The 26,093-nt window shown below is 70.1% G+C and carries 31 protein-coding genes and 1 tRNA gene; 16 read left to right on the forward strand and 16 right to left on the reverse strand.

Annotated elements, in window-relative coordinates:
• Positions 1–29: 29 nt before the first annotated feature.
• The 3 genes from B4V04_RS09680 to B4V04_RS09690 all read right to left on the reverse strand — a co-directional run bounded on the left by B4V04_RS09680 (position 30) and on the right by B4V04_RS09690 (position 1,614).
• On the reverse strand, positions 30–527 hold the full coding sequence (locus tag B4V04_RS09680; protein WP_498231185.1) for a Tfx family DNA-binding protein: 498 nt from the start codon (positions 525–527) through the stop codon (positions 30–32).
• Positions 528–654: 127 nt separating this feature from the next.
• Positions 655–1,134, reverse strand: coding sequence for a TRAM domain-containing protein (locus tag B4V04_RS09685; protein ID WP_498231187.1), 480 nt, complete (start codon positions 1,132–1,134; stop codon positions 655–657).
• Positions 1,135–1,266: 132 nt separating this feature from the next.
• Entirely contained in the window at positions 1,267–1,614 is a 348-nt protein-coding gene (locus tag B4V04_RS09690; RefSeq protein ID WP_498231189.1) for a hypothetical protein, read from the reverse strand.
• A gap of 131 nt (positions 1,615–1,745) precedes the next feature.
• On the opposite strand from B4V04_RS09690, the gene B4V04_RS09695 reads away from it, so the two are divergent.
• Both B4V04_RS09695 and B4V04_RS09700 read left to right on the forward strand, forming a co-directional pair.
• Complete coding sequence (locus tag B4V04_RS09695) at positions 1,746–1,967, forward strand: hypothetical protein (RefSeq protein WP_498231191.1); 222 nt, start codon at positions 1,746–1,748, stop codon at positions 1,965–1,967.
• Complete coding sequence (locus tag B4V04_RS09700; RefSeq protein ID WP_498231193.1) at positions 1,964–2,806, forward strand: beta-keto acid cleavage family enzyme; 843 nt, start codon at positions 1,964–1,966, stop codon at positions 2,804–2,806. Before B4V04_RS09695 ends, B4V04_RS09700 begins: the two co-directional genes overlap by 4 nt.
• Before the next feature lie 45 nt (positions 2,807–2,851).
• Here the strand turns inward: B4V04_RS09700 and B4V04_RS09705 are convergent, their stop codons facing one another.
• Positions 2,852–4,723 carry an acetyl-CoA carboxylase biotin carboxylase subunit gene (locus B4V04_RS09705; protein WP_498231195.1) on the reverse strand — a complete coding sequence of 624 codons (1,872 nt, stop codon included), beginning with the start codon at positions 4,721–4,723 and terminating at the stop codon, positions 2,852–2,854.
• Between the two features lie 141 nt (positions 4,724–4,864).
• On the opposite strand from B4V04_RS09705, the gene B4V04_RS09710 reads away from it, so the two are divergent.
• Positions 4,865–5,083: a DUF7987 family protein gene (locus B4V04_RS09710; RefSeq protein ID WP_498231196.1), complete on the forward strand. Its 219-nt coding sequence runs from the start codon at positions 4,865–4,867 to the stop codon at positions 5,081–5,083.
• A 174-nt stretch (positions 5,084–5,257) separates the two neighbouring features.
• Here B4V04_RS09710 and B4V04_RS09715 read toward each other — a convergent pair whose 3' ends face one another.
• Both B4V04_RS09715 and B4V04_RS09720 read right to left on the reverse strand, forming a co-directional pair.
• On the reverse strand, positions 5,258–5,593 hold the full coding sequence (locus B4V04_RS09715; RefSeq protein ID WP_498231198.1) for a DUF8022 family protein: 336 nt from the start codon (positions 5,591–5,593) through the stop codon (positions 5,258–5,260).
• On the reverse strand, positions 5,593–7,137 hold the full coding sequence (locus B4V04_RS09720; protein ID WP_498231200.1) for an acyl-CoA carboxylase subunit beta: 1,545 nt from the start codon (positions 7,135–7,137) through the stop codon (positions 5,593–5,595). The genes B4V04_RS09715 and B4V04_RS09720 overlap by 1 nt, the downstream gene beginning before the upstream one ends.
• Positions 7,138–7,437: 300 nt before the next feature.
• Between B4V04_RS09720 and B4V04_RS09725 the strand changes: the two genes are divergently transcribed.
• From B4V04_RS09725 to B4V04_RS09740, 4 genes are all read left to right on the forward strand, one after another.
• Complete coding sequence (locus tag B4V04_RS09725) at positions 7,438–8,076, forward strand: 50S ribosomal protein L1 (RefSeq protein WP_498231202.1); 639 nt, start codon at positions 7,438–7,440, stop codon at positions 8,074–8,076.
• On the forward strand, positions 8,073–9,113 hold the full coding sequence (locus tag B4V04_RS09730) for a 50S ribosomal protein L10 (RefSeq protein WP_498231204.1): 1,041 nt from the start codon (positions 8,073–8,075) through the stop codon (positions 9,111–9,113). Before B4V04_RS09725 ends, B4V04_RS09730 begins: the two co-directional genes overlap by 4 nt.
• 18 nt (positions 9,114–9,131) lie before the next feature.
• A complete protein-coding gene (rpl12p, locus tag B4V04_RS09735; RefSeq protein WP_498231206.1) occupies positions 9,132–9,473 on the forward strand; it encodes a 50S ribosomal protein P1 in 342 nt (113 codons plus the stop codon).
• Between the two features lie 123 nt (positions 9,474–9,596).
• The gene (locus B4V04_RS09740) at positions 9,597–9,788 is read left to right on the forward strand and encodes a hypothetical protein (RefSeq protein ID WP_498231208.1); all 192 of its coding nucleotides are present in this window, start codon (positions 9,597–9,599) and stop codon (positions 9,786–9,788) included.
• A 55-nt stretch (positions 9,789–9,843) separates the two neighbouring features.
• Here the strand turns inward: B4V04_RS09740 and B4V04_RS09745 are convergent, their stop codons facing one another.
• Positions 9,844–10,551, reverse strand: a complete 708-nt coding sequence (locus B4V04_RS09745; RefSeq protein ID WP_498231210.1) for an SWIM zinc finger family protein — start codon at positions 10,549–10,551, stop codon at positions 9,844–9,846.
• Between the two features lie 196 nt (positions 10,552–10,747).
• Here B4V04_RS09745 and B4V04_RS09750 point away from each other — a divergent pair, with 196 nt between their 5' ends.
• Complete coding sequence (locus B4V04_RS09750) at positions 10,748–10,963, forward strand: DUF7472 family protein (RefSeq protein WP_498231212.1); 216 nt, start codon at positions 10,748–10,750, stop codon at positions 10,961–10,963.
• A 13-nt stretch (positions 10,964–10,976) separates the two neighbouring features.
• On the opposite strand, the gene B4V04_RS09755 is transcribed toward B4V04_RS09750, so the two are convergent.
• From B4V04_RS09755 to B4V04_RS09765, 3 genes are read right to left on the reverse strand one after another with little or no spacing between them, the layout of a single operon-like run.
• Positions 10,977–12,218, reverse strand: coding sequence for a DNA primase (locus B4V04_RS09755; RefSeq protein ID WP_498231213.1), 1,242 nt, complete (start codon positions 12,216–12,218; stop codon positions 10,977–10,979).
• Between the two features lie 54 nt (positions 12,219–12,272).
• Positions 12,273–12,824 carry a DUF5518 domain-containing protein gene (locus tag B4V04_RS09760; RefSeq protein WP_498231215.1) on the reverse strand — a complete coding sequence of 184 codons (552 nt, stop codon included), beginning with the start codon at positions 12,822–12,824 and terminating at the stop codon, positions 12,273–12,275.
• Between the two features lie 7 nt (positions 12,825–12,831).
• A complete protein-coding gene (locus B4V04_RS09765; RefSeq protein ID WP_498231217.1) occupies positions 12,832–13,509 on the reverse strand; it encodes an HVO_2922 family protein in 678 nt (225 codons plus the stop codon).
• Positions 13,510–13,621: 112 nt separating this feature from the next.
• On the opposite strand from B4V04_RS09765, the gene B4V04_RS09770 reads away from it, so the two are divergent.
• The gene (locus tag B4V04_RS09770) at positions 13,622–14,599 is read left to right on the forward strand and encodes a winged helix-turn-helix domain-containing protein (RefSeq protein WP_498231218.1); all 978 of its coding nucleotides are present in this window, start codon (positions 13,622–13,624) and stop codon (positions 14,597–14,599) included.
• Between the two features lie 99 nt (positions 14,600–14,698).
• Here B4V04_RS09770 and sod read toward each other — a convergent pair whose 3' ends face one another.
• The gene (gene sod / locus B4V04_RS09775; RefSeq protein ID WP_498231220.1) at positions 14,699–15,298 is read right to left on the reverse strand and encodes a superoxide dismutase [Mn]; all 600 of its coding nucleotides are present in this window, start codon (positions 15,296–15,298) and stop codon (positions 14,699–14,701) included.
• A gap of 202 nt (positions 15,299–15,500) precedes the next feature.
• Here sod and B4V04_RS09780 point away from each other — a divergent pair, with 202 nt between their 5' ends.
• The gene (locus B4V04_RS09780) at positions 15,501–16,250 is read left to right on the forward strand and encodes a pirin family protein (protein ID WP_498231222.1); all 750 of its coding nucleotides are present in this window, start codon (positions 15,501–15,503) and stop codon (positions 16,248–16,250) included.
• A gap of 46 nt (positions 16,251–16,296) precedes the next feature.
• Here the strand turns inward: B4V04_RS09780 and B4V04_RS09785 are convergent, their stop codons facing one another.
• Together B4V04_RS09785 and B4V04_RS09790 are read right to left on the reverse strand one after the other, a co-directional pair.
• Positions 16,297–16,929 (reverse strand): protein sorting system archaetidylserine decarboxylase, encoded by a 633-nt coding sequence (locus tag B4V04_RS09785; RefSeq protein WP_498231224.1) that lies wholly within the window; start codon positions 16,927–16,929, stop codon positions 16,297–16,299.
• 2 nt (positions 16,930–16,931) lie between these two features.
• Positions 16,932–17,981 (reverse strand): AAA family ATPase, encoded by a 1,050-nt coding sequence (locus B4V04_RS09790; RefSeq protein ID WP_498231226.1) that lies wholly within the window; start codon positions 17,979–17,981, stop codon positions 16,932–16,934.
• A 505-nt stretch (positions 17,982–18,486) separates the two neighbouring features.
• Here B4V04_RS09790 and B4V04_RS09795 point away from each other — a divergent pair.
• The 4 genes from B4V04_RS09795 (at position 18,487) to B4V04_RS09810 (ending at position 22,878) form a co-directional block, all read left to right on the forward strand.
• Positions 18,487–19,644: an ABC transporter substrate-binding protein gene (locus B4V04_RS09795; protein ID WP_498232450.1), complete on the forward strand. Its 1,158-nt coding sequence runs from the start codon at positions 18,487–18,489 to the stop codon at positions 19,642–19,644.
• Positions 19,645–19,654: 10 nt separating this feature from the next.
• Positions 19,655–20,698 carry a carbohydrate ABC transporter permease gene (locus B4V04_RS09800; RefSeq protein ID WP_498231228.1) on the forward strand — a complete coding sequence of 348 codons (1,044 nt, stop codon included), beginning with the start codon at positions 19,655–19,657 and terminating at the stop codon, positions 20,696–20,698.
• A complete protein-coding gene (locus B4V04_RS09805; protein WP_498231230.1) occupies positions 20,695–21,636 on the forward strand; it encodes a carbohydrate ABC transporter permease in 942 nt (313 codons plus the stop codon). Before B4V04_RS09800 ends, B4V04_RS09805 begins: the two co-directional genes overlap by 4 nt.
• Before the next feature lie 96 nt (positions 21,637–21,732).
• Positions 21,733–22,878 (forward strand): ABC transporter ATP-binding protein, encoded by a 1,146-nt coding sequence (locus tag B4V04_RS09810; RefSeq protein ID WP_498231232.1) that lies wholly within the window; start codon positions 21,733–21,735, stop codon positions 22,876–22,878.
• Between the two features lie 53 nt (positions 22,879–22,931).
• Here the strand turns inward: B4V04_RS09810 and B4V04_RS09815 are convergent, their stop codons facing one another.
• The 3 genes from B4V04_RS09815 to B4V04_RS09825 all read right to left on the reverse strand — a co-directional run bounded on the left by B4V04_RS09815 (position 22,932) and on the right by B4V04_RS09825 (position 24,637).
• Positions 22,932–23,612: a hypothetical protein gene (locus B4V04_RS09815; RefSeq protein WP_498231234.1), complete on the reverse strand. Its 681-nt coding sequence runs from the start codon at positions 23,610–23,612 to the stop codon at positions 22,932–22,934.
• Between the two features lie 64 nt (positions 23,613–23,676).
• Complete coding sequence (locus B4V04_RS09820) at positions 23,677–24,087, reverse strand: SHOCT domain-containing protein (protein ID WP_498231235.1); 411 nt, start codon at positions 24,085–24,087, stop codon at positions 23,677–23,679.
• Positions 24,088–24,157: 70 nt separating this feature from the next.
• Entirely contained in the window at positions 24,158–24,637 is a 480-nt protein-coding gene (locus B4V04_RS09825; protein ID WP_498231236.1) for a DUF192 domain-containing protein, read from the reverse strand.
• 61 nt (positions 24,638–24,698) lie between these two features.
• Between B4V04_RS09825 and B4V04_RS09830 the strand changes: the two genes are divergently transcribed.
• Positions 24,699–24,772, forward strand: a tRNA-Val gene (locus B4V04_RS09830).
• Between the two features lie 233 nt (positions 24,773–25,005).
• Positions 25,006–26,088, forward strand: a complete 1,083-nt coding sequence (locus B4V04_RS09835) for a CNNM domain-containing protein (RefSeq protein WP_498231238.1) — start codon at positions 25,006–25,008, stop codon at positions 26,086–26,088.
• The last annotated feature ends 5 nt before the right edge of the window (positions 26,089–26,093 follow it).

Consider the following 26,093-nt stretch of genomic DNA (forward strand, 5'->3'; position numbering starts at 1 on the left):
GAATTCGGAGACCGCGGCGCCGCCGGGGCTCACGGGTGTCGCACGCGGATCTGCCCGTTCGCGTCGACGGTGACGAACAGCCGGCTGCGAACCTCGCGGCCGTGGACCGCGTCGCCGGCGCGGTCGCCGATCGTCTTCATCAGGTCCGGCGCGGTCTGGTTCACCTTCACGCCCGCCTCGTCGCAGGCGTCGTAGACGCGCTTCGGGGCGTCGTACAGGTCCGTGCCGGCCTCGATCTCCACGCGGACCGGTGCGGCGAGCGCCTCCGCGAACGCGACCGTCTCGCGGGCCCGATCGACGTTGTCGCGGGCGCTGGCCTCGACGCTCGAGACGTTCGCGCGCGACGTGCCGAGCCGGTCGGCGATGTCGGACTGGCGGAGCCCCCGCTCGCGGAGGGCGAGCACCTCCGCCTGCCGGTCGGTGAGGACGCTCTCGTCGGCGTCGAACCCGGCCCGTTCCAGCAGCTCGGCGGCGTCGACGTCGTCGGCCTCCTCGGCGGCGTCGGCCGGACCGTCGTCTGCGACCATACTCGGCTCGAGGGGACGCTCGCTCAAAAAACGGCGGTTTCGGCGCTCCGCGTCGAGGGGTACGGTCGGGAGAGACCGATCGGCGGCGTCCGGACTGTCCGTGGGGTGGGGCCACCCCGGGACGCGCTCACTTGCCCCAGAAGTTCTCGCGGCTGCCGAGCCGTTCGCGGTCCGGGCGGTCGCGGCGGCGGTCGCCCTCGTCGTCCTCGCTCTCGCCGTCCGCGTCGGCGTCGGCCGCGTCGTCGCCGTCCTCGTCTTCAGCGTCCGGATCCTCTGGAAGGCGCTCGACGACCTCCTCGGCGGTCGCGTGGCTCGATTTCACCCGGTGAATCCGCACCTCCGCGCGCGCCGGCGGGAGTAGCCCGTCGACGAGGATGATGAAGCCGTCGTCGGTGCGGCCCACGCCCGCGCCGCTCTCGTGGATGTCGTCGACCTCGACGATCACCTGTTCGCCGGGCTGGACCGGCTGCTGTTTCAGCTCGTAGATGGGCATGTCGTAGTGGTTACACCACTCCGCGCCGCCCTTGTTGCCGTAGTGTTGACACCCCATCCCCTCGATTCGCTCGTCGAAACTGGGGCATTCGTCGGCGAGTGGACAGTCCGCCATACCGTAGGAGAGACCGGCCGCCGTTGTAAACGTTTTCGACTGGCGGGGGTGGAAAATCCGGAGTCTCGGCGCCTCATCCGGCTGAACGGCGACCGATCTGGCACTCCGACTCCGCTCGCGACCGAGACTCGCTCACAGGAACTCGCGGACCTCCGAGTACCACATGTCGTGGTGGTCGACCGCGCCCACCGCGTCGGCGACGTCGACCGCGATCGCGTGCCAGCACCGCTCGCTCGGGTCCTCGGCGTCGAGGTTGTACGTCGCGTCCGCGCAGGTGCACTCCCCGTCCTCGACGACGTACTCGTCGTCGTGGCCGACGACGACGGTGAAATCGCGGTAGCGCTTCACGCGCCCCTCGCCGACCGCCTCGATCGCGCGCTGCCCGCGGTCGCCGTGGTCGCCGACGATCCCGGCGGCGATCGGGCCGGTGAGCTCCCCGGCCTCCGCGATCGCCGCCCGCCAGTCGTCGACCGGTTCCATGGCCACCCGTTCTCGGGCGTTCGGTTAAACAGCGTCGGTCAGACCGGGGTCGGTCCCGGGGACGGCGCCGCCGACCGGCTCCGATCCCCGTCGACGCGTGGTTTCAAGCCGCTCGCTCGCCTCCGTCCCCCATGGCCGAGACGTGTCCGCACTTGGCGTACCGCGAGGAGGGCGACGGGAAGTCGTTCGAGACCGCCCGCGCGTTCTGCACCGTGACGGGGTCGTTCGTGCAGCCGATGCGCGCCGACGTCTGTAACGCCCGGTACGGGCTCGACCCCGCGACGGACTGCGAGTTCTACGTCGAGCCGGAGTCGACTGAAGACGAGAGCGACGCCCCCGACGCCGACCGATGACCTACGCCGACTACCTCGACGGGAAGCCCGCGATCATCACCGCGGCGCTCACCGGCGGCGTCCACGGGAAGGAGGCGCACCCGGACCTCCCCGAGACCCCAGAGGAGATCGCGTCGGCCGCGGCCGCCTGCGAGGACGCGGGCGCGAGCGTGCTCCACCTGCACGCGCGCCGCGACAACGGCGAGCGCGCCTTCTCGGCCGAGCGGTTTCAGGAGGTCGCCGACGCGGTCCGTGAGGCCACCGACGACGCCGTCCTCCAGCACTCGACCGGCGGGACCGCCGCGCCGGACGCGATCCGGCACGAGCCGCTCCGGACCGATCCGGCCCCCGAGATGGCGTCGCTCGACATGGGGCCGCTCAACCGCTACGACCGGCTCACCTCGGAGAACACCCGCGAGCTGGTGGCGTCGCTGCACGCGGAGATGCGAGAGCGGGGTATCAAGCCCGAGCTGGAGGTGTTCAACGACGGGCACCTGAACGAGTCGCTGGCGATCCTCGACGAGCTCGAGGACCCGCCGTACCTCAACTTCCTGTTCGGCGGCGGGACCACGTCGCCGCCGCACCCGCGCAACCTGGTGAACCGGGTCGAGGCGCTCCCGGAGGGAGTCGAGTTCAACGTGATCGGATTCGGCCCCCACCAGCTCCCGATGACGACCCAGTCGCTGCTGCTCGGGGGCCACGTCCGGGTCGGACTGGAGGACAACCGGTACTACGAGCGCGGGGAGCTGGCGACGAACGAGCAGCTCGTGGCGCGCGCGGCGCGGATCTCGGAGGAGCTCGGGCGGCCGGTGGCGACGCCCGCGGAGACGCGAGAGCTGTTGGGGCTCCGGGGACGGTAGCGGGGGGTGGCGCGGACGACGCGACCGGCCCGACTCGTCCGGGCGCTACTCCAGCACGACCAACACGTCGCCCATGTCGACGCTGTCGCCCTCGCCGACGTGGACGCTCGCGACGGTGCCGCCGCGCTCGGCGACCACGTCGTTCTCCATCTTCATCGCCTCGAGGACGCAGACGACGTCGCCCGAGGCCACCTCGTCGCCCTCGGCGACGTCGACCGAGAGGATCGTCCCCTGCATCTCCGCCTCGATCGCCTCGCCGCCCTCGGCGACGTCGACGCCGTCGTCGCCCCCGTCGTCGTCTTTCGCCTGCGGCGGTCGCTGTTGGCTGCCGCTCCCGCCGCCGCTCTGGGGCGTCGGGATCGCGGGCGCGCCGCGCTCCTCCAGCTCCACGTCGAAGCGCTTCCCGTTCACCTCGACGGTGAACTCGCGCTCGGTCACCTCCTCGTCGCCGTCGTCGCCCGCCGACGACTCGGTGCCCCACTTCTCCTGCGCCTCGGCGACCAGCTCGCGGTCGAGCTCCTCGTCGAGGTACTTCGTGGTGTGGGTGCCCGCGACGAACCGCTCGTCGTCGAGCATGAGGCGGTGGAACGGGACGATCGTGACGACGCCCTCCAGGTCGTACTCCGCGAGCGCGCGCTTCGACCGGGCGAGACACTCCTCGCGGTCGCCGGCCCACACGATCAGCTTCGCGATCATCGAGTCGTAGTCGGTGACAAGCTCGTCGCCCTGCCGGAGCGCGTCGTCGACGCGGACGCCGATCCCGCCCGGCGGGTCGTACGTGTCGAGGCGCCCCTCGTTGGCGGGCTGGAAGTCGTTCGCGGCGTTCTCGGCGTTGATCCGGAACTCGATGGCGTGGCCCTCCAGCTCCACGTCGCCCTGCGAGACGGAGAGCCCCTCGCCGCTGGCGACCCGGAGCTGCTCTTTCACGATGTCGATCCCCGTCAGCGCCTCCGTGACGGTGTGTTCGACCTGAATGCGCGTGTTGACCTCGAGGAAGTAGAACGGCGTGTCCGGACCGAGCGGCTCCGCCGGGTCGCGGTCGAGGTCCTCCTCGACGAGGAACTCGACGGTGCCGGCGTTGGTGTAGTCGGCGGCGGCGACGCCCCGGCGAGCGGCCTCGCCGATCCGCTCGCGGAGCTCGTCCGAGAGCGCGGGGGAGGGCCCCTCCTCGATCACCTTCTGGTGGCGGCGCTGGAGCGAGCAGTCGCGCTCGCCGAGGTGGACCACGTCCGACGTGTCCGCGGGGCCCTCGCTCTCGTCGCCCGCGTCCGCGACGATCTGCACCTCGACGTGGCGGGGGGTCTCGAGGTAGCGCTCGAGGTAGACGGAGTCGTTCGAGAAGTACGCCTCCCCCTCGCGCTTGGCGGATTCGAGCGCCTCCGCGGCCCCGTCGGCGCTCTCGACGACCTTCATCCCGCGGCCGCCGCCGCCGCCCTCGGCCTTGATCGCGACCGGGTAGCCGTGCTCGTCGCCGAAGTCGGTGACCGCCTCGACCTCGGTGACGGGCTCCGTCGTCCCGGGGACGATGGGGACGTCGGCGTCGTCCATCACCCGGCGGGCGTGGGTCTTCTCGCCGAGCCGCTCCATCGCGTCGCTGGCGGGGCCGACCCACGTGATCCCGTCGGCGGCTTCGACGCGCGCCGCGAAGTCGGCGTTCTCCGCAAGGAAGCCGTACCCGGGGTGGATCGCGTCGGCGCCGGCCGCGCGCGCGGCCTCGACGACCGCCTCGCCGTCGAGGTACGAGTCGGCGGCGCGGGCCGGGCCGACGTTGTACGCCTCGTCCGCGTACCGGACGTGGCCGCCGTGTTTGTCCGCGTCGCTGTACACGGCGACGGTGTCGACACCCAGTTCGGCGCAGGCGCGCATCACCCGAACCGCGATCTCCCCGCGGTTCGCGACGAGAACCTTGTCGAACATTCTTACACCGTCATTCCACCATAACCCACCTCATTCTATCGGTCCGCGACGACGACCGGTGACGACGATCGTCGTACTCCGTCGGCGCTCGCCGCGATCTCCCCGGGACGGTTAAGGGGCTGCCCGCACCCAGATCCCGACATGCTCTCGCCCGGAAACCCCTACGTGTTGCCGTCGACGCTGGTCGCGGCGGGCGCGTACCTCGCCGCGACGCTCCTGACGGACGCCTCGATCCTCGTCCGGATCGGGCTCCTCGTCCTCCTCGCCGGCGTCGTCCCGATCGTCCTCAACCGGATCCTCGGCGGGTCGACCGCGGAGGCCGCGGCGGAGGAGGGCGTCGAGGAGCCGCCCGAGGCGTGACCACAGATATATAACCTATCCAACGAATATTCGAACGCACCCTGCGAAGGGTTGGCGTGGCGGGGCCGCCGCGGCGCCTCGCCGGGGGAATGCACGCGCTCGGGCGGTCTCCGTCCGGGAGCGGGTGATTCGGAAACCGAGCGAGCGGCGGCGCCGTCGCGGCTCTCCCGCCCCTCAGAAGCGGTCGGCGCGGCCGGCCGCCGTCCACGGGTCGGTCGGCGCGTTCTCCGGGACGCGAACCGAGCGACCGCTGAGTCGGTCGACCCGTCCGGCGAACGCCCACCGCTCGCCCTCCCAACCGGTCTCCGCGTCCGTCTCGGCCGCGGCGGCCGCGGCCAGCTCCCCGTCGCGGAGGTGGGCGGCGACCGCGGCGGCGATGGCGGCGGCCTCCGCGTCGTCGGCGTCGTCGGGGATCGTCAGGCCGTCGAGGACGGCGGCGACCGTCGGGCCGGACGTATCGCGTTCCGGCTCGGGCGAGCCCGCCTCCGGTCCGGGCGAGTCGGTCGCCATCAGATCGGGATGTTGCCGTGTTTCTTCTCGGGCCGGTCCGAGCGCTTCCCCCGCAGCATCTGGAGGTCGTCGATCAGCCGCGCGCGCGTCTCCGCGGGCTCGATGACGTCGTCGATGAACCCGCGGTCGGCGGCGCTGTACGGGTTCGCGAACTCCTCGCGGTACTCGTCGATGAGCTCCTGTCTGCGCGCGTCGGGGTCGTCGGCCGCGGCCAGCTCCTCGCGGTAGAGGACGTTGACGGCGCCCTTCGGCCCCATCACCGCGATCTCGGCGGTCGGCCACGCGTAGTTGACGTCGCCGCCGATGTGCTTCGAGGACATCACGCAGTAGGCGCCGCCGTACGCCTTCCGGGTGATCACGGTGAGGAGGGGAACGGTCGCCTCCGAGAAGGCGTACAGCAGCTTCGCGCCGTGGCGGATGATCCCGTTGTGCTCCTGGTCGGTGCCGGGCATGAAGCCGGGCACGTCCTCGAAGGTGAGGATGGGGATGTTGAAGGCGTCGCAGAACCGGACGAACCGGGCGCCCTTCTGGCTCGACTCGATGTCGAGGGTGCCCGCGTTCACGCGGGGGTTGTTGGCGACGATCCCGATCGAGTGCCCGTCCAGCCGGGCGAAGCCGACGACGACGTTCTTCGCGAAGTTCTCCTGCACCTCGAAGAAGGAGCCCTCGTCGACGACGCTGCCGATCACCTCCTTCATGTCGTACGGCTTCCGGGGGGCGTTCGGCACGATCTCGGCCAGCTCCTCGTCGGCGCGCTCGGGGTCGTCCCACGGCTCGACGCGGGGCGGGTCCTCGACGTTGTTGGCGGGGAGATACGAGAGCAGCCGCGCGATGTCGTCTAACGCGTCCTCCTCGCTCTCCTCGGCGAAGTGGGCGACGCCCGAGGTCGACGAGTGGGTGACGGCGCCGCCGAGCTCCTCGAAGCTCACCTCCTCGCCCGTCACCGTCTCGATGACGTCCGGGCCGGTGATGAACATGTGCGAGGTGTCTTTCACCATGAACGTGAAGTCCGTGATGGCGGGCGAGTACACCGCGCCGCCGGCGCACGGCCCCATGATCGCCGAGATCTGCGGGATGACGCCGGACGCCTCCGTGTTGCGCCGGAAGATCTCGGCGAAGCCGCCGAGCGAGGCGACGCCCTCCTGAATGCGAGCGCCGGCGGAGTCGTTGAGACCGACGACGGGCGCGCCCACGTCCATCGCCTTGTCCATCACCTTACACACCTTCTCGGCGAACACCTCGCCGAGCGAGCCGCCGAAGACGGTGAAGTCGTGCGCGAAGACGAACGTCTTCCGGCCGTTCACCTCGCCGTAGCCGGTGACGACCCCGTCGCCCGGGATCTGCTGTTCCTCCATCCCGAACTTGTGGGTCCGGTGCGTGCGGAACCGGTCGAACTCGTGGAACGTCCCGTCGTCGAGGAAGTAATCGATGCGCTCGCGCGCGGTCATCTTCCCCTTCTCGTGTTGGGACTCGATCCGGTCTTCGCCGCCGCCCTTCGCCGCCCGCTCGCGGCGCTCGCGGAGGTCCTCGATGCGGTCGTCCATCGTCACGCCGGACCACCCTGAGTCATTACCTCGTGGGTCGGTAAGCGGCGTCAAAAGGGTTCCCCTACGCGACGTTTCGGAGTTCGACGCGCGTCGAACTGGAGGGCCGCAACGGGTCGCCTTACTGTTCCGGAACGCCCCGCGACGCCGCGCTCGACCGCCCGAACGAGCCCTGTCGCCGCTTCGCACGGGCACGGGCGGTTCGACGCTTTTAAACCTCCGATGGACCACTCTCCGGTGAGACAGGCTTCGCCTGTTTCACTGACCCGTAGGAGCGACCTGCGTACTACGGAGGTGAAAATGGCAGACACAATACAAGAGGCCGTAACTCTCGCACTCGACGATGCGCCCGAGCGGAACTTCCGCGAGACCGTGGACATCGCGATCAACCTGCGAGACCTCGACCTCAACGATCCGTCGAACCGCATCGACGAGTCCGTCGTGCTGCCGGCTGGAACGGGGCAGGAGACACAGATCGTCGTCTTCGCGGAGGGCGAAACCGCCGTCCGCGCTCAGGAAGTTGCTGATCAAGTGCTTGACAGCGACGACCTCGAGGACCTCGGAGACGACGACGACCGCGCAAAGGACCTGGCCGGCGAAACCGACTTCTTCGTCGCGGAGGCCAACCTGATGCAGGACATCGGTCGGTACCTCGGTACCGTCCTCGGTCCGCGCGGGAAGATGCCTACCCCACTACAGCCGGACGACGACGTCGTCGAGACCGTCAACCGGATGAAGAACACGGTGCAGCTCCGGTCCCGCGACCGGCGCACGTTCCACACTCGCGTCGGCGCCGAGGACATGGGCGCCGAGGCGATCTCGGACAACATCGACGTCATCGTCCGGCGGCTCGAAGCGAGCCTCGAGAAGGGCCCGCTCAACATCGACGGGATCTACGTGAAGACCACGATGGGTCCCGCCAAGGAGGTGCCCGTATGAGCTCGGTCCGCAAGACCGAGACGATCCCGCAGTGGAAACAGGAGGAGGTCGACGAGCTCGTCGAGTTCATCGACTCGTTCAACTCCGTCGGGATCGTCGGCGTCGGCGGCATTCCGAGCCGGCAGCTCCAGGCCATGCGCCGCGAGCTGCACGGCTCGGCCGACGTCCGCGTGAGCCGGAACACGCTCACCGTCCGCGCCCTCGAAGAGGTCGACGACGGCGTCGAGGAGCTGACCCAGTACGTCTCGGGTCAGGTCGCGCTCATCGGCACGAACGACAACCCGTTCGGCCTCTTCCAGCAGCTGGAAGCCTCGAAGACCCCCGCCCCGATCAACGCGGGCGAGGTCGCCCCCAACGACGTCGTCATCCCCGAGGGTGACACCGGCGTCGACCCGGGACCGTTCGTCGGCGAGCTCCAGACCATCGGCGCGGCCGCGCGCATCCAGGACGGCTCGATCATGGTCACCGAGGACTCCACGGTCCTCGAGGAGGGCGAGGTCGTCGACGACGACCTCGCGAACGTCTTAGTCGAGCTCGGCATCGAGCCGAAGGAGGTCGGGCTCGACCTCAAGGGCGTCTACTCCGAGGGCGTCCTGTTCGAGCCGGACGAGCTCGCGATCGACGTCGACGAGTACGCGGCGGACATCCGGTCCGCCGCCGCCGCCGCGCGCAACCTCTCGATCAACGCCGAGTACCCGACGGCCGCCACGGTCGGCAGCCTTCTCGCGAAGGCCTCCGGCGAGGCGAAGTCCGTCGGGCTGTTCGCGGAGATCGAGAGCCCGGACGTCGTGCCCGACCTCATCGGGAAGGCCGACGCCCAGCTGCGTGCGCTCGCGGCCCAGATCGACGACGAGGAGGCGCTCCCCGAGGAGCTGCAGGGGGTCGAGGCGGCCCCGGCTCCGGAGACGGACGACGCCGACGAGGAGGAACAGGCGGAGGAAGACGACGACACGGACGACGCTGAGACGACCGACGACGACGCCGACGAGGACGACGGCGACGACGGCGGCGACGGTCTCGGCGCGATGTTCGGCTAACACTACGAGGACACACCAATGGAATACGTTTACGCTGCGCTCATCCTGAACGAGACTGGCGAAGAGATCAACGAGGAGAACATCACCGGCGTGCTGGAAGCCGCCGGCGTCGACGTCGAGGAGTCCCGCGTCAAGGCGCTCGTCGCCGCGCTGGAGGACGTCGACATCGAGGAGGCCATCGAGACGGCCGCCGCGGCCCCCGCCGCCGGCGCCGCGTCCGGCGGCTCCGCGGACGCCGCGGAGGCCGACGAGGCCGACGAGAGCGACGACGAGGCCGACGAGGCCGAGGAAGCGGCCGACGAGGCCGACGAGGACGACGACGAGGACGGCGGCGAGGGCCTCGGCGAACTCTTCGGCTAACCTCGGACGCACCGCGACCGACCGTCGCGCCGACCGCACCCATTTTTATACCGACGCCGCTATCCGGAGTGATAACGCCGGGCGCGCCTTTTTATACCGATCGGCGGAAGTGGTCCCCGTTCAATGAAGATCGTCGACGGCGACAAGGTCGAGTGCGACCGCTGCGAGTCGGTGCTTCCCATCGGAGACGTCTCGCTGCTCGAGAAGGAGACGAACCGCGACTACGAGAGAGCGCTGTGCGAGGGGTGTCTCGGCGCCGTCGGCGTCCCGAAGGGATACACGCTGCGGCGCGACATCAGTCACCTCGCGGGCTGATCCGACCGCGTTCGCGGAGGTCGTGCTCGCGAGCCGGGGCCGCGACCGCGTCGTGTCACTCCCGGCGCGGGCGGGCGAGCCGCGAGGCCGGGAAGGCGTACCGCTCGCAGTCCGACAGGCCGCGTCCCGGGCGGACCGCGTCGACGTACACGGCCTCGATCACGGGCTCGTGGGCGCCGTACGCGGCGTTCGTGGCGTACTCGTCGACCGTCCGGTCCTCCTCGGTCCGGTAGGCGTCGGCGCGCTCGGTCGTGACCGCGACGACGACGAGCCGCTCGTTGGTCTCCCGGTCGCGGACGACGTCGCCCGGTTCGAACGCGTGGCGCGCGCAGAGGTGCGCCCCCGGGTCGTCGAGCGGGACGAACGTCTCCGTCCCGCAGACCGCGCAGGCGCCCACGCGCTCGTCCGGGGCCGGGACCGACCCCGCGGTCACCTCCATGGCGACGCGCCGGAGGTGTTTACACCGGGAGCCGCGGATCGCGTGGTCGGGGCAGGTGCAGGTGCCGGCGTCGAGCGCGACGACGTAGGTGCCGCCGTCGGTCTCGACGACGTACCGCCGGTCGCGGAGGGGACGCACCGTCATCTCCTCCGCGGCGGCGCGCGCCGACCGGTCGTCGACGTCGGCGCTCGGAGCGCGGTCGGGATCGTCGTCGTCGACCGCGGCGGAGACGCCTCGCTCCGGGGACCGCTCCCCCGGCGGCGCGGCTCGCGGTGCGTCCGGATTGGTGGCCGCTGACGCGGGCGGGGTTCGGGGATGCGTCATGAGTGACCGCGAGGGTGGCCCTCGCTTCGGGTCGAGATAGGCGCCGAAAACGGTTAAATTCGCCGCCGGAGGGCGTCGAGCGTCCGAAATCTGGGGTTCGGCTGCCGGCGCCATCGAGGAGTCAGTCGCCGGGAGCCGCCGGAACCCGGCCGTCCTCATCGAAGTGCTTTTTTAGCGGCGACGGAAACCCGCGGGCATGGAAATCGACGCGGAGCTCCGTCGGCAGATCGCGGTCTCGCTGCTGGCGGCCGCCGTCTTCGTCACCGGGCTGGTCGGCATCGGGGTCACCTTCGGCGGGTCGTCCGAGTTGCCGGAGTCCGGCGCGATCGCGCTCATCGGGCTGCTGGTCGGGTTCGTCCTGTTGATGGCGCTCGTCGGCGCGTACCTCATCCGCGCGAACGGCGAGGAGTAGGTCGGCGGCTCGCCTACTCCGCTCCGTCCGACTCCGCGGTCTCGCTCGCCGCCCGCGCTTCTCCGTTCTCCTCCCCGGTCTCCCCTTCGCTCTCCCGCCCGTTCTCGCCCCTGCTCTCCCGCTCGTCCACGTCGCCCTCGCGGTCTCGCCAGTCCGTGATCTCGTCGGCGGCCGCGACCCGCTTCTCGTAGTACGCGAGGGGGTCGGCGGCCACCTGCATGTGGTCCTCCTCGTTGTGGCAGATCCCGTAGTTCGCCAGCGTCTCGCAGGTCGGCGGGGGGTACTGCGTCCCGCGGTCGTCTTTCAGGTACTCCGTCTGGTAGCGGATCCCCTCCGCGTCGAGGCTCGTGTCGGCGCAGAACGCCACCACCTCGTCCGGCGTCATCCCGATCCCGACGAGGAACGCCATCAGCGCGAACGACTCCGGCGGCGAGAGGTCGGCGTCGCGCTCGGCCTTCTCGATCAGGTTCGTCATACAGGGCGGGAACAGCTCGGGGGCGACGACGTCGACCGGCCCCGCGTAGCTCCGCTCGGAGAGCAGGCGCTTGAGGTCGGCGACGCCCTCCTCTAACTCCGCGGCGATCCCCTCGCCGGCCGCCAGCTCGAACGGGAGCCCCTCGCGCACCCGCTCCTCGACCGCGGCCTCCAGCGCGTCGAGCAGCTCCTCGCGGGAGACGCGCACCGCCCCGTCGGCGAGCGCGCGGTTGACGAGCCGCCACGACTCGCCCCACGACGGCGACGTGAGCCGGAGGTACGGGCCGACGTCGATCCAGTAGTGGGCGGGGTCGCGGCCGGGGGAGTCGGCGCCGGCCCCCGCTTTCCCCCCGACCGACTCCGGGCGGACCGCGTCGGCGAGGTCGAACTCGGCGAGCACGTCGTCGAGTTCGACGGTCGGCGTCGACACCGACCGCAGCTCGTCGTCGGTCGCGAGGTCCCCGCGGATCCGGGCGACGGCGGTCGCGGCCTCCGCGGCGGCGTACTTCTCGATGGCGGGCTCGGAGTCGAGCAGCGAGACGAGGATCCGCGCGACGGGGTACGAGAGCAGCTCCGCCTGCACGTCGTAGTCGGACTCCCCGGGGAACTCGCCGCTCTCGGACTCGACCGTCCCGTCCATGAGGGCGCGCTCGACGCGCTCGCGGCCCCGATCGACGGCGGGGGCGTCGGCCGCGACGAGCTCCGGCAGCGACACCGCGGCGTCGGCGACGGCCTCGCGGGCGGCCGCGAAGAACGGGTACTTGGCGTCGAGCGCGTCCATGTCCGACCCGAGGTAGCGACGGGCGTCGAATAAGCGGTGCGGTCCGCGGCCGCGCTACAGCTCCCCGCGGAGGTAGTGCCCGAGGTAGCCGCCGATCACGCCCGAGCCGAGGGTGTAGGCCGCGCCGAGCCCGACCGCGAGGAGCACGACGAGCCCGAACTCGGCCGGCGCGCCCGCGAACCCGAGGAGGAACAGGAAGACGAACACGACCGCGACGAACGGGAGCGTCATGACGGCGCCGGCGACCGCGCCCGTCTTGAGCGCGTCGGCCGACGTGCCGCCGCAGAGGTAGCCGGCGAGCGCGCCGCCGAGGACGGTCGCGAAGGGAACGAACGACAGCACCGACCCGGCGATCCCGCCCAGCACGCCGTAGAGGAGGATATCGCCCAGATCCGCGGGCGCGTCGTCCCCGGGCGAGAGGTACCCGCCCGAGTCGTCGTCCGGATCGTATCGATCGGCGGCGACGCCGCGGTCCTCGGCGTCCCGGCTCTGCGCGCCGCCGGCGGTGGTCGCCACTCCCGCGTCGCCGGTGGAGGGCTCTACTCCCGCGTCGCCGGTGGAGGGCTCTACTCCCGCGTCGCCGGTGGAGGAGTCGTCGGGGACCATCGCCGACCTACTCCTCGTCGTCCTCGGCCGGCTCGTCGCCGTCGAGCTCCTCGACGGGCGCGCCCGGCGCGTTCGACTTCACGCTGTTGAGCCCCTGTTTCGCCTTCTGCTTCGAGGCGTACCCTTGGCCGCCGTCGGCGATGACGTTGCCGTTCTCGTGGCGGAGCCGCCAGCGGTGCTCGTCGGCCTTGTCTCGGAACAGCTCGAAGACGGCGTCGCTTCCGCCCTCCTCGGGCGGCTCCTCGCCGCGGCTCTCGTCGATCACGTGGGCGCCCGGCGCGTTCCGCTGCACGCTCTCGATCCCCGACCTCGCGTCGCGCTTGTCCGAGTACCCCTCGCCGCCGTCGGCGATGATGTTCCCGTTGTCGTGGACGAGCCGCCAGCGCCACTGGTCGGCGCTGTCGGCGTACAGCTCGAAGGCCGCCCTGCTCGCGGCGGCGTCGACGTCGACCGCGCCCTCCGCCTCGTCGAACTCCACCTCCACCTCGAAGTGGACGGTGCCGTCATCGCGTTCGAGCTCGATCACGACCTCGGACTCGGCGGCGGGGTCGACCGTCACCGTCCCGGCGTCGTCGACCGGGATCGGCTCGCCGCGGCCGAGCGCCTTCGCGATGCGGCGGAAGTAGGTGGCCAGCGCCTGTCGACTCCGCGACCCCTTCGACTCGTGGATCGTCTCTTCGGGCATACGCGTTTCACCTCGGGGGCGGTACACAAAACGCTATGCCCGGACCCCCCGTCGATGCGTCGTCGTCGTCGACCCCGATACGCTTTAGCCGCCCCCGGCGCACGTCCGAGGCGTGAGTCAGTTCGATCGGAGCGCCGGACCGGACGCGAGCGGCGACCGGGAGGTCGACGGCGACGGGTCGGCCGCGGCCGGGGAGCCGGAGGCCGACCGCGACGGGCCGGCGACCCCACGCACCGAGTCGCGCGTCCTCCCCGCGGAGGTGTTCGCGACGCTCGGCAACGACACCCGCGTCGCCGTCCTCCGGGCCCTCCTGGAGCTCGGCGCCGACGAGGCGCCGGTGAGCTTCACCGACCTGTTCGACCGCGTCGACGTCGACGACAGCGCGAACTTCAGCTACCACCTCCGGCAGCTCACCGGCCACTTCATCCGGCGGAGCGACGAGGGGTACGAGTTCCGCTCGCCCGGCCGGAAGGTTGTCAGCGCCATCTTCACCGGGAGCCTCACCGAGCGCGCGCAGCTCGGCTTCTTCCCCGCGGACGGCGCCTGCTACGACTGCGGCGGCGACCTCCACGGCTGGTACGTCGACGACGAGCTCACCGTGGGCTGCGCCGACTGCGGGACCGTCCAGGTGAGCTACCCGTTCCCCTCGGGCGGGCTCGACGACCGGACTACCGACGAGCTGTTACAGGCGTTCCACCACTACGTCCGCCACCACTACTGCCTGGCCGCCGACGGCGTCTGCCCCGAGTGCACCGGCTCGATCGACACGACGCTCGTGTTCGACCCCGACGACGAGGACCTCGACGTCGCCGTCGAACACGTCTGCCGGCGGTGCAGCTACCGACTGCGGTCGACGATCGGCGTCACGCTCCTCGACCACGCCGAGACGCTCGTCTTCCACTCGGATCGCGGCGTCGACCTGAACACCGCCCCGTTCTGGCAGTTCGACTGGTGCGTGAGCGACCGGCTGACGACGGTCGTCTCCGAGGACCCGCTCCGCGTCCGGCTGACGCTCCCCTGCGCGGGCGACGAGCTCCGCGTCCTGCTCGACGAGACCTGCTCCGTGATCGAGACGACGCTCGTCGAGTAAGGCGGGACCGCAGTAGAATACCGGGGGCGGGCCGCGACGCCTTCGGGCGCGACTCCGACGCGGGATCGGGCGCGTCTCGGACACGTCCGGCGTGAAACGTTACTCGAAGAGCTCGACGGCCTGTTCGTAGCGGCTGGCGGGCTCGTCCCAGTCGACGACCTCGAAGAAGTTGTCGACGAACTCGCCGCGGGCGGGGCCGTAGTCGTGGTAGTAGGAGTGTTCCCAGACGTCGAGCGCGAGGATCGGGTGACCGCCCCAGATGGCGCCCTGGTCGTGCTTGTCGACCACGACGTTGCGGAGCCGGTTCGAGAACGTGTCGTACACCAGGAGGGCCCAGCCGGAGGCGCCGGAGGCGGCGGCCTCGAACTCGCCCTTCCAGGCCTCGTAGGAGCCGAAGCCCTCCGCGATGCGGTCGGCGAGGGCACCCGAGGGCTCGTCGCCGCCCTCGGGCGACATGTTCTGCCAGAACAGGTCGTGGAGGATGTGACCCGACGAGTTGTGGGTCACGTTCCGGATCGCTCCGGCCGACGAGGAGAAGTCGTGCTCCTCGCGATTGGCCTCGAGCGTCTCCTCGGCCGAATTCCAGCCGTTCACGTACCCCTGGTGGTGGGTGTCGTGATGCCATTCGAGCACCTGCTCGGAGATGTGCGGTTCCAGCGCGTCGTAATCGTACGGAAGCGGATCGAGTTCGTAGCTCATGTCTACGACCAGTCGTATGCTCGCCGGGCACATGAACGTTCTCTGTAACGCGTTCCAGTAAGAGGGCAGACTACTGTGATACCGTTTATTTGGGCTCTTTCAACCCGTTCAAACGATTTTGAGGATATTATTATAAGAATTATGTTGGTTCTCACCTACCGCCGACGAGACGCTTATCAGTGCCGGACCAATCAGATCGCCTATGAAGACTGACGCGACGACCGACGGCGGCGACGGGGTCGTCTCGGGCGAGCCGGTTCGCCACGGGACGGGCGTGAACTCGAACCGCGCGTTCCCGACCGAGAGTCACCCGACGAACCTCGACCCGTTCGTCCTCTTCGAGCGGTTCTACATCGAGCCGGACACGGGGTTCCCGATGCACCCGCACAAGGGGTTCGAGATCGTCTCGTACATGATCGATGGGGGCATGGACCACGCGGACTCGCTCGGCGTCGAACACACCGCCCGCGAGGACGAGGCGATGCGGATCACGACCGGGAAAGGTATCCGTCACTCCGAATTCCCCACCGACGGCGAGGCCTGCAACGGACTCCAGCTGTGGGTGAACCTCCCGCGGGACGAGAAGGAGGTCGCCCCCGACTACGTCGACGCGAGCGCGGCGGAGCTCCCGACGCGGGAACCGGACAGCGCGACCGTCACGACCGTCGTCGGCGAGGGGTCGCCGATCGACCTCCACACCCCGATGGAGTACCTCGACGTCCGCGTCGACGACGCGTGGACGTGGGCGGTGCCGGACGGGTGGTCCGGCTTCCTCTACGGCGTCGCGGGGAGCGGCTCCGTCGAGGGCGACGCGTTCGGGGAGGGCGACGTCTTCACCACGCGGGAAGGCGGCGAGTTCGCGGTCGCGACCGACGGCGACCTCCGACTCGTCGCGGTCGCGGGCCGGCCGCACGGCGAGCCGATCCGGCAGCAGGGGCCGTTCGTCCTGTAAACCGGCGGAGTTCGGGAGCGACGCCCTACTCGCGCTCCGTGAGGATCTACTCCCGCTCCGCGATGATCGTCTCGCCCGCACGGACCGCGTCGCCCTCGCGCACGAGGAGGTCGTCCTCGTCGACGTCGGCGGGGAGGATTACGTCGGCGCGGGAGCCGAACGAGACGTGACCGACGCGCTCGCCGCGGTCGACGGCGTCGCCGGGCTCCACGGACGGGTGGATCCGACGGGCGAACCAGCCGGCGATGACCAGCAGCTCGTACTCGCCGAAGTCGATCGCGACCTGCTCGTTGCGGTCGGATTCCTTGCTGAACGCGGGCCGGTTCGCGCCGGGGCGGTGCCGCACCTCGCGGACCTCGCCGGCGAGCGGCGCGCGGTTCACGTGCACGTCGGTGACGTTCATGAACACGCCCACCCGCAGGCGGCTCCCCTCCTCGCGCACGACCGAGACGGTGCCGTCGGCGGGGGCGACGACGACGCCCTCCGCGTCCGGCGGGGCGCGGTCGGGGTCGCGGTGGAACCAGAGGACCCCGAGCGCGAGCGCGACGAGGGCGGCGCCGACCGGGGGGAGGAGGGGGAGCGTCGCGGCCCCGACGAGGGCGGGGACGAGCGCGAGCCGCCACGCCTCGTCGACGACGGGGAACGGGAGGACGCGCGCGAGCGGCGGGTTCCGTCCCATCGTTACGCCTCCACCGGGTCCCGGAGGTCGGGTCGGAGCTCGGTGCGGCCGGCCGCCCACGCCGCGAGCAGGTGCGTGAGGTGGGTCCGGTCGTCGAGGCCGTCGGTCAGGTCGAGGTCGGCCTCGCCGGCGAGCACGTGGAGCCGCGCGAGGTCGTCGCCGCCGTACTCGGAGCCGGCGCGGGCGACCCGCAGCACCTCCCGGAGGAGCTCCTCCCCGTCGTAGCCGCCGTCGTCGAGGAGGTCGTCGAGGGTCGACCGCGCGTCCTTCAGGTCGCCGGCGCGGGCGTCGCCGAGCGCCCCGCGGATCGCGTCGTCGTCGCCGACCTCGCCGAGCGTCTCGTAGGCGGTCGACATCGTGACCTCGCCGCCCTCGACCGCGGTCGCCTGCGCGGAGAGGATCGCCTCGCGGAGGTCGCCGCCGGCCGCGCTGGCGACGAACTCCAGCCCGTCGCCGTCGTACTCGACCCCCTCGCGGTCGCAGATCGTCTCGAGGACGTCGATCGTCTCGTCGGTGGTCGGCGCGCGCATCCGCACCGGGAAGCAGCGCGACCGGATCGGCGCGATGAGCTTCGACGGCTGGCGGGTGGCGATCACGAACTGCGTGGTCCGGTGGTGCTTCTCCATCACGCGCCGGAGCGCCTGCTGGAAGTCCTCGCGGATCGACTCGGCGTTGTCGAGCAAGATCGTCTTGTACTCGCCGGACATCGGCGCGTACGACGCCGACTCCTTCAGAACTCGGTTTATCATGTCGCGTTTCGCCATCCGGCTCCGCCCCTGCAGGAACCCCTCGAAGCGGGGGTCGCTCCGGATCTCCTTTTTGGTCCGGCCGAAGAAGTCGGCGACGTTGATCTCGATCAGGTCGCCCTCGGGGTTCTCGTGGGCGGCCCGGGTCAGCGCCCGCGTCGCCGCCGTTTTCCCGACCCCCGGCGGTCCCTGCACGACGAGGTTCATCGGCTCGTCGACCGCGCGCTCCAGCCGCTCGCGGGCCTCGTCCTGTCGGATCTCGTCGAGCGCGGGAGCGTGCGCGTCGATCCACAGCGGTCCGTCCATGCCGTGTGGGTCCGGGCCGGGCGCTCAAGAATCGGTCGGTCGGTGCGCCGAGCCGGCTCGCCGTCGAGGCGGGGAGCGAACGCCCGATCGGCGCTAATTCGTTACGATCACCCCCGACTAAATCGTTCAAAAACGGATCGTCGACGACGTTCCGAAGAAGACGTTTATTTCTTCTTTCCCACGGAGAGTCCGTTTACGGCGGTTTACTATGCGATCCGTTTTTTAATAATATTTTGAGTAAATAAACATCAATCGTTAAGTATGGGGCATCCGAACCCGCGAACACATGTCACGTGACAACAGCGCAAGTTCGGAGGACCGACTCACCCGTCGCCACTACGTGGCCGGCGCCGGGACCCTCGCAACCGTGGGGATCGCCGGCTGTTCCGGCGGCGGCGACGGCGGCGACGGGAGCGACGGCAGTGATGGCAGTGACGGGAGCGACGGCTCCGACGGAAGCGACGGTTCCGACGGGAGCGACGGCGGCTCCGGCGACCCGGTCGAGGTGCTCCACGGCTGGACCGGCGGCGACGGCGCCGCGGCGGCCGAGGCGTTAGAGGAGGCGTTCAACGAGGCCCACTCCGACACCGACCTCGAGATGAACCCCATCGGCGGCGGCGGCAACCAGAATCTCGACGCGGTCGTCGCGAACCGGCTCCAGAGCAACGACCCGCCCGGGTCGTTCGCCAACTGGCCCGGCCCGAACCTCCTCCGCTACGAGGGCGTCCTCGGCAGCGTCGACGACGTCTGGGAGGAGAACGACTTCGAGGAGGTGATGGTCGAGGAGGCGATCGACCTCCACCAGCAGGGCGGCAGCTACCGCGCCGTGCCGCTCGGCTCCCACCGACTGAACTGCCTCTTCTACAACGTCTCGGTCGTCGAGGACGCGGGGATCGACGTCGACTCCCTCAACAGCCCCTCGGCGCTCATCGACGCCTTCGAGACGGTCTCCAGCGAGACCGACGCGATCCCGATGACTCACGGGATGTCCGGCACGTGGACGACGACGCAGCTGTGGGGCGCCGTGATGCTCGGCGAGAACGGCTACCAGCCGTACATGGACTTCCTCAGCGGTGAGGGCGACGAAAGCGCCGTCCGTGCGGCGTTCGAGCGGACCGCGGAGATGCTGGAGAACTACATCAGCGACGACGCGTCTTCGATCGGTCTGACCCAGTCGAACCAGAACATCATCAACGGCAACGCCGCCTTCATCCACCAGGGCAACTGGGCGGCCGGCGCGTTCCGGAACGCCGAGGACTTCGAGTACGAAGACGACTGGGGCTTCAAGACGTTCCCCGGAACCGAGGGCATGTACACCCTCCACTTCGACTCGTTCCTCTACCCGGCTGACAACCCGACGCCCGAGGCGTCGAAGACCTGGGAGGCGTTCGTCGGCAGTCCGGAGGCCCAGATCGCGTTCAACCAGTTCAAGGGGTCGATCCCGACCCGGACCGACGTGAGCATGGACGAGTTCGGTCCGTACCTCCAGGAAACGGCCGAGGACTTCGCCAACGCGGAGTACCGGCCGCCGAACCTCCAGCACGGGCTCGGCGTCACCTCCGAGAAGATGACCGCGCTCAACGAGGTCATCAGCTCGGAGTTCACCGGCCCGTACAACGTCGACGCGGCGACGCAGGGCTTCCTGGACGCGGTGTCGAACTGAGCCTCACGCGATGCTCGATTTTTACCGTCGATTGTACCGGACGATCAGGCCCTCCTCGGGGGACGACGACGGAGAGGTCCGCGCGGACGGCGGCGTCGTGAGCGACGGCGCCGCCGGGTCCGCGGCCGAACCGGAGCGGGACCTCGTGAGCCGTATTAAGTCGGCGCTCGACCGCCGCTTCGGGAGCGACTTCATCGAGTCGTCCGTCTTCTGGCTCCCGCCGTTCCTGCTGATGGGGCTGTTCGTCTACGGTGCGGTCATCTGGAACCTCCTCATCTCGTTGACCGACTACGAGCGCTTCGCGAACGCCCCGGACTACTCGAACCTCGACTTCGAGATGTACACCCGGGCGCTCGCGGACTCCGGGTTCATCGACGCCGCGATCAACACGCTCATCCTGCTCGTCGCGTTCACGGCGGGGACGCTCGCGGTCGGCCTCGTGCTAGCGATCCTGATCGACAGGGGGATCCGATTCGAGAACACGTTCCGGACGATCTACCTCCTGCCGATGAGCCTCTCGTTCGTGGTGACGGCCCAGTTCTGGCTGTGGATATACAACTACAACAACGGGATCGCCAACAGCGTGATCGGGACGTTCGGGCTCGGCCCGATAAGCTGGCTCGGGAACCAGGACATCGTCCTCTACGCGATCATCTTCGCGCTGATGTGGCAGTTCTCGGGGTACGCGATGGTCGTGTACCTCGCGGGCCTCCGCGCGATCCCGACCGAACACTACGAGGCGGCCAAGGTCGACGGCGCGTCGACGCTGAAGATGTACTGGCGCGTGATCATTCCCCAGCTGAAGGGCGCGACCATCAGCGCCGCCGTGGTGCTGATGGTGTTCGGGATGAAGGCCTTCGACTTCCTCTACTCGCTGGTGGGGGGGTACCGACCGCCGAACGGGGCCGACATCTTAGCGACGAAGATGGTGCGCGAGGCGTACGCGAACCTCAACTGGGCGTACGGGTCGGCGATCGCCATCGTGCTGTTCGCGATGGCGCTCAGCGTCATCGGTCCGTACCTCGTGTACGAATACCGGAGGGATAACCTATGAGCGACGACGAACTTCGAACCGACGGCGGCGCGACGACGACGGCGCGGCTGCGCCGGAACCTCGAGCGGATGACGGTCGAGGACGCCGGACTGTACGTCGTCCTGATCCTCGCGGCGGCGTTCTACCTCGTCCCGATCGAGTCCGGGCTGGTCACCTCGTTCAAGACCGGCACCGCGATCATCGAGACGGCGCCGTTCGCTCCCCCGGGACCGTCCGGGCTCACCTTCGAGAAGTGGCGGATGGCGATCGACGCCCTGCTGCGCGGAATGGGGAACAGCCTGCTGTACGCCGTGCCCGCGACGGTGGTCTCGGCGCTCGTCGGGAGCGTCACGGCGTACGGCCTGACGATCCCGACCTGGAACCGGTCGTACAAGGCGCTGGTGCTCATGCTCATCATCGCCGGGATCTTCATCCCGTACCAGGCCGTGCTGGTGCCGCTGACCCAGTTCTGGTCGCAGTGGGTCCAGCTCGGCCAGACGCTGTCGTTCGTCTGGGCGCTCGGCGTCCCGAACGACTACGCCGGCATCATCGAACTGGTGATCACCCACGTCGCCTACGGGATCCCCATCTGTACGCTCCTGTTCCGGACGTACTACAAGACGATGAGCGACGAGATGATCGAGTCGGCCCGCCTCGACGGGGCGACGCTCCGCCGGGTGTACCGGCGGATCGTCCTCCCGCTTTCGGGGCCGATGTTCGCCGTCGTGCTCATCTATCAGTTCACCCAGATCTGGAACGACCTCCTCTTCACGCTGGTGCTCGTCTCGACGGAATCGAGCCCCGCGGCGCCCGTCGTGTTGATCCTGGCCGGTCTCGGGACCTCGATGGAGGGGCAGGACTTCGCGCTCCGGATGGCCGGGGCGTTCTTCGCGGCGCTGCCGACGCTGGCGGTGTACATCTTCTTCGGCGAGGAGTTCGCCGAGGGGGTGGCGGCGTGACCCGCACGCCGACCCCGTCCGGCGACCGGGACCGCCCGAGAGAAGCCGCGGCGCGGCCCACGAACGACCACTCGACACCGACCACAACTCACAGATATGGCAACGCTTGAACTCGACTCGATAACGAAGACGTTCCGGGACGGCGACGAGGAGATCGTGGCGGTCGACGAGGTCTCGATGTCGATCGACGACGGCGAATTCCTCGTCGTCGTCGGTCCGTCCGGCTGCGGGAAGTCCACGACGCTCCGGATGATCGCCGGTCTCGAGACGATCACCGCCGGGACGATCAGCATCGACGACCGCGTCGTCAACGACGTGAAATCTCAGGACCGGGACATCGCGATGGTGTTCCAGTCGTACGCGCTCTACCCGCACATGAGCGTCCGGCAGAACATGTCGTTCGGCCTCGAGGAGTCGACGGATCTCCCCGACGACGAGATCAACCGGATGGTGTCCGAGACCGGCGAGATGCTCGGCATCTCGAACCTGCTCGACCGGAAGCCGAGCGACCTCTCGGGCGGCCAGCAGCAGCGCGTCGCGCTCGGCCGCGCCATCGTCCGCGACCCCGAGGTGTTCCTGATGGACGAGCCGCTCAGCAACCTCGACGCGAAGCTCCGCGCGGAGATGCGCACCGAACTCCAGCGGCTCCAGAACGACCTCGGCGTGACGACGGTGTACGTCACCCACGACCAGACCGAGGCGATGACGATGGGCGACCGGATCGCCATCCTCGACGGCGGCGAGCTCCAGCAGATCGCGACGCCGCTGGAGTGTTACCACGAGCCGTCCAACCAGTTCGTCGCGAGCTTCCTCGGCGAGCCGTCGATGAACTTCTTCGACGTGACGCTCGACGGCGACCGCCTCGTCGGCGAGGCGTTCGAGTACCCGATCGACGAGGAGATCCGGTCGAGCCTCGGGAGCGCGACCGACCTCGTCCTCGGGATCCGCCCCGAGGCGGTCGAGCTCGTCGACCGCGGCGGCGCCCACGAGTTCGAGACGACCGTCGACGTCGTCGAGCCGATGGGCGACGAGAACACGGTGTACCTCCGCTTCGACCCCGACGCGGACCCCGAGAACGCGGCGACCCTCGTCGCGACGATCGACGGGTTCAACCGCGTCAGCGAGGGCGACGCGGTGACCGCGAGGATACCGGAGGACGCGATCCACCTCTTCGACCGGACCACGGGCGAGGCGCTCCACAACCGGTCGATGGCGGACGCGGCCGACCAGATCGACCTCTAGCCGGCCGCTCTCCGTCGCCGTTCCCTCTCGCGGTATCTCGCTCGTCCCACCGCTCACCAGTACTTGGTCCGGTCGACGCCGTCCGCGAGCAGCGCCGCGGCGGCGACGTGGGCGTACGCGCCCCACCCGAGCGCGAGGAGCGCGGCGACGCTCCGCGCGGCCGTCGCCGCGAGCGCGGTCCACGCGACGACGACGAGGACGGTCGCGCCGACCCACGCGAGGAAGTACGAGCTCGAGGCCGTCCCGCGGAGGGCGTCCCGCCGGAGTCCGGCGCGGAGCCCCTCCCGCACGCTCGCGGCGGCCGCCGACGGGAAGAGGTACGCGCAGACGACCGTGACGAGCAGCGCAATGGTCGCGAGCGTCGCGACCGTCACGCCGCTCAGCGCGCCCGGCACCGTGCCGACCGCGACGACGTAGCTGACGCCGGTGACGGTGAGGACCGCGGGCGAGAGGTAGACGGCGCCCGCACCGAGCAGGCGCCCGGCGAGCCGCGCCGTGGCGGCGGTCGCGACCGGGGGAAACCCGTCGCCCGCGAGCACGCCGCCGACGAGGCCGAGGAACGCGACGACCGGGGCGACGGCGAGCAGGAGGGGCGCCAGCAGCGCCCAGTCGGGCCAGAGCCCCGCCGCCGTCCGGAGGAGCGCGCCGCCGAGCAGCAGCGCCGCGAGGCACTTCGCGGTGCCGTTCCGCTGCGCTCGCTCGGCGAACGGGTACCGGAGGGCCTCGAGGAACATCACTCGCCCTCCGGCCGCCCGCAAACCGGTGTCGGTCGCGCTCGCGGCGGGAGTCGCACGTCGGTCACTCTCGGACCCGTTCGACCTCGCGCCGGATCCCCTCGCGGACCCGGTCGGCGACGTCGTCGCCCGTCCGGTCGGCGGTCTCGGCGTTCTCGGTCTCCAGCAGGCGGTCGAGCTTCCGCTCGAACTCCAGCTCGTCGATCTCGCCGCGCGCGTAGCGCTCCCGGAGGGCCTCCAGCGCGGGGTCGGCGTCGCTCCGCTCGTCGCCGGCGTCGCGGTCGGGGACGGGCCGCGTCAGGGTGTGGAGCACGGGGAGCGCGACGAACAGCCCGAAGAACCAGACCAGCGGGAGGGTCCACCAGAGCCCGGTGACGAACGGGGCGGCGACGCCGCCGCCCACCACGAGGAGCGCGAACACCCGCCGCCAGCGGTGGCGGAGGTTCCACGCGATCCGTGCGGGGAGCCCGGTCATGATCGGGTCGACGACTGCGAGGGGGAAATCGGTTTCGTCGCGCTCGGCCGACGCGTTCGGGCGACGTCTCTCACTCCACGTCGACGACGATCCGGTCGCCCGGCTCGACGCCGTGGCGGTCGCTCCACCCGCGCGGCACTTCGAGGACGTACCGCCCCGTGCCGCGGTGTCGGGTGTAGGGGCGCGACTCCGGCTCCGCCTCGCGGATCGCCGTGATCGTCCCGTTCGGAGCGACGAAGACGATGTCGAGCGCGAACGCCATCTCCCGCATCACGTAGGCGCGCTCGGCGGCGTCCTCGTGGACGAACAGCATCCCCTCGCCCTCGTCGAGTTTCTCGGTCGCCGAGAGCCCCACGTACTGTTTCACGAGACCGTCGGCGACGCGGGCCTCGACGGTCGCGAGCGACTCGCCGGTCTCGCCGTCGACGGCTTCCACGGTCGTCGTCTCGTAGCCGGTGATCAGGAGGGCGGGGTTCGTCGCCGCGACGGCGATCGCGACGAGGGTGATCAGCGCGAGGCCGGCGGCGACCCCGACGAGGCGGCGATTCACGGTCGATCCTCGCGTCGGAGAAAGAAACCGTTTTCCGCTCCGGGCGGGTTGAAACCCGTGAGGGCTCGTGGTCTAGCTGGTTATGACGCGGCCTTTACAAGGCTGAGATCGGCGGTTCGAACCCGCCCGAGCCCATTTCTCGCCGTCGCGAGCAGATCGCGAGCGACGGCGGTATGCGTGTTCGAGGGCGCGGTTCGAATCCTATCGGTCGCGCGCAGCGAACGGAGTGAGCGAGCACGTCCGATTTCGGTTCGAACCCGCCCGAGCCCACTACCGGCGCCGAAACTCTGATTAAGAGACGTGGCTCTCGCTCCGACCGCGCGGGGATCGTAGCCACCTATATCACGCCGACGCGGCCACCCTTTCGTATGTACGGGTTCGAGGTCGCCCTCCGTCTGACCGCCGGGATGCTGCTTATTCTCGCGAACGGGTTCTTCGTCGCGATCGAGTTCGCCCTGACCCGAGTGCGCCAGTTCCCGGAGTCGGAGTTCGACGCGCCGGGACTCCGGCGGGCGTGGGAGATGACGCACGACCTCGAGATCTACCTCACGAGCTGTCAGGTGGGGATCTCGGCGACGAGCATCGCGGTCGGGATCGTCGCGGAGCCGGCGCTCGCGTCGCTCATCGAGCCGCTGTTCGCGAACACGGCGCTCGCGTCGGTCGGCGCCGGCGCGGTGGTCGGGTTCGTGATCATCAACCTGCTCCACCTCACGCACGGCGAGCAGACCCCCACGTACCTCGGCGTCGAGCGCACGAAGTTCGTCGCCCGGTACGGCGCGACGCCGCTCTACTGGTTCGCGAAACTGCTGTACCCGGTCATCGTCATCGGCGACGCGGTCGCCAAGTGGACGCTCCGCCGCTTCGGCGTCGAGATGACGGGGGCGTGGCTCGAGACCGAGACCGACCGGGTCGAGTCGCGCGCAGAGCTGCGGAACCGGCTCGGCTCGCTGCTCTCCCGCAGCGACCTCACCGCCGAGCGTCGCGAGGAGGTCCTCAACGCCCTCACGATCGGCGACACCGCGGTCGGCGAGGTGATGACGCCCCGCGAGGCGGTCGTCTTCCTCTCGACGACGGCGAGCGTGGCGGAGAACCTCGACCGGATCGGCGGCAGCCCGCACACCCGGTTCCCGCTGGTCGGCGACGACCCGGCCGACCCGGACGAGTTCCGCGGAATCGTCTACGTCCCGTCCGTCGTCGACGGAATCGACGCGCTCCGCGGCGGGACGGTCGACTTCGAAGACGTGGCCGCCCCGCCGATGACTCTCGGGTCCGAGGTGCACATCAGCGACGCCGTCGACCGGTTTCAGGACGCCAACCAGGAGCTCGCGCTCGTCGTCGACGACGGGACGATCGTCGGACTGATCACGGCGACGGACGCGCTGGAGGCGGTCGTCGGCGAGATCGAGGACCCGCTCGACGTCGCGCTCGACGGCCGGCCGACGTCGGCGTGAGGCTC

Source organism: Halorubrum sp. B52 (assembly GCF_059752555.1).

Bases quoted from the DNA above. Each gene is read 5' to 3' on its own strand.
- B4V04_RS09680 (WP_498231185.1), bottom strand. From the start codon at position 527: ATGGTCGCAGACGACGGTCCGGCCGACGCCGCCGAGGAGGCCGACGAC.
- B4V04_RS09685 (WP_498231187.1), bottom strand. From the start codon at position 1,134: ATGGCGGACTGTCCACTCGCCGACGAATGCCCCAGTTTCGACGAGCGA.
- B4V04_RS09690 (WP_498231189.1), bottom strand. From the start codon at position 1,614: ATGGAACCGGTCGACGACTGGCGGGCGGCGATCGCGGAGGCCGGGGAG.
- B4V04_RS09695 (WP_498231191.1), top strand. From the start codon at position 1,746: ATGGCCGAGACGTGTCCGCACTTGGCGTACCGCGAGGAGGGCGACGGG.
- B4V04_RS09700 (WP_498231193.1), top strand. From the start codon at position 1,964: ATGACCTACGCCGACTACCTCGACGGGAAGCCCGCGATCATCACCGCG.
- B4V04_RS09705 (WP_498231195.1), bottom strand. From the start codon at position 4,723: ATGTTCGACAAGGTTCTCGTCGCGAACCGCGGGGAGATCGCGGTTCGG.
- B4V04_RS09710 (WP_498231196.1), top strand. From the start codon at position 4,865: ATGCTCTCGCCCGGAAACCCCTACGTGTTGCCGTCGACGCTGGTCGCG.
- B4V04_RS09715 (WP_498231198.1), bottom strand. From the start codon at position 5,593: ATGGCGACCGACTCGCCCGGACCGGAGGCGGGCTCGCCCGAGCCGGAA.
- B4V04_RS09720 (WP_498231200.1), bottom strand. From the start codon at position 7,137: ATGGACGACCGCATCGAGGACCTCCGCGAGCGCCGCGAGCGGGCGGCG.
- B4V04_RS09725 (WP_498231202.1), top strand. From the start codon at position 7,438: ATGGCAGACACAATACAAGAGGCCGTAACTCTCGCACTCGACGATGCG.
- B4V04_RS09730 (WP_498231204.1), top strand. From the start codon at position 8,073: ATGAGCTCGGTCCGCAAGACCGAGACGATCCCGCAGTGGAAACAGGAG.
- rpl12p (WP_498231206.1), top strand. From the start codon at position 9,132: ATGGAATACGTTTACGCTGCGCTCATCCTGAACGAGACTGGCGAAGAG.
- B4V04_RS09740 (WP_498231208.1), top strand. From the start codon at position 9,597: ATGAAGATCGTCGACGGCGACAAGGTCGAGTGCGACCGCTGCGAGTCG.
- B4V04_RS09745 (WP_498231210.1), bottom strand. From the start codon at position 10,551: ATGACGCATCCCCGAACCCCGCCCGCGTCAGCGGCCACCAATCCGGAC.
- B4V04_RS09750 (WP_498231212.1), top strand. From the start codon at position 10,748: ATGGAAATCGACGCGGAGCTCCGTCGGCAGATCGCGGTCTCGCTGCTG.
- B4V04_RS09755 (WP_498231213.1), bottom strand. From the start codon at position 12,218: ATGGACGCGCTCGACGCCAAGTACCCGTTCTTCGCGGCCGCCCGCGAG.
- B4V04_RS09760 (WP_498231215.1), bottom strand. From the start codon at position 12,824: ATGGTCCCCGACGACTCCTCCACCGGCGACGCGGGAGTAGAGCCCTCC.
- B4V04_RS09765 (WP_498231217.1), bottom strand. From the start codon at position 13,509: ATGCCCGAAGAGACGATCCACGAGTCGAAGGGGTCGCGGAGTCGACAG.
- sod (WP_498231220.1), bottom strand. From the start codon at position 15,298: ATGAGCTACGAACTCGATCCGCTTCCGTACGATTACGACGCGCTGGAA.
- B4V04_RS09780 (WP_498231222.1), top strand. From the start codon at position 15,501: ATGAAGACTGACGCGACGACCGACGGCGGCGACGGGGTCGTCTCGGGC.
- B4V04_RS09785 (WP_498231224.1), bottom strand. From the start codon at position 16,929: ATGGGACGGAACCCGCCGCTCGCGCGCGTCCTCCCGTTCCCCGTCGTC.
- B4V04_RS09790 (WP_498231226.1), bottom strand. From the start codon at position 17,981: ATGGACGGACCGCTGTGGATCGACGCGCACGCTCCCGCGCTCGACGAG.
- B4V04_RS09800 (WP_498231228.1), top strand. From the start codon at position 19,655: ATGCTCGATTTTTACCGTCGATTGTACCGGACGATCAGGCCCTCCTCG.
- B4V04_RS09805 (WP_498231230.1), top strand. From the start codon at position 20,695: ATGAGCGACGACGAACTTCGAACCGACGGCGGCGCGACGACGACGGCG.
- B4V04_RS09810 (WP_498231232.1), top strand. From the start codon at position 21,733: ATGGCAACGCTTGAACTCGACTCGATAACGAAGACGTTCCGGGACGGC.
- B4V04_RS09815 (WP_498231234.1), bottom strand. From the start codon at position 23,612: ATGTTCCTCGAGGCCCTCCGGTACCCGTTCGCCGAGCGAGCGCAGCGG.
- B4V04_RS09820 (WP_498231235.1), bottom strand. From the start codon at position 24,087: ATGACCGGGCTCCCCGCACGGATCGCGTGGAACCTCCGCCACCGCTGG.
- B4V04_RS09835 (WP_498231238.1), top strand. From the start codon at position 25,006: ATGTACGGGTTCGAGGTCGCCCTCCGTCTGACCGCCGGGATGCTGCTT.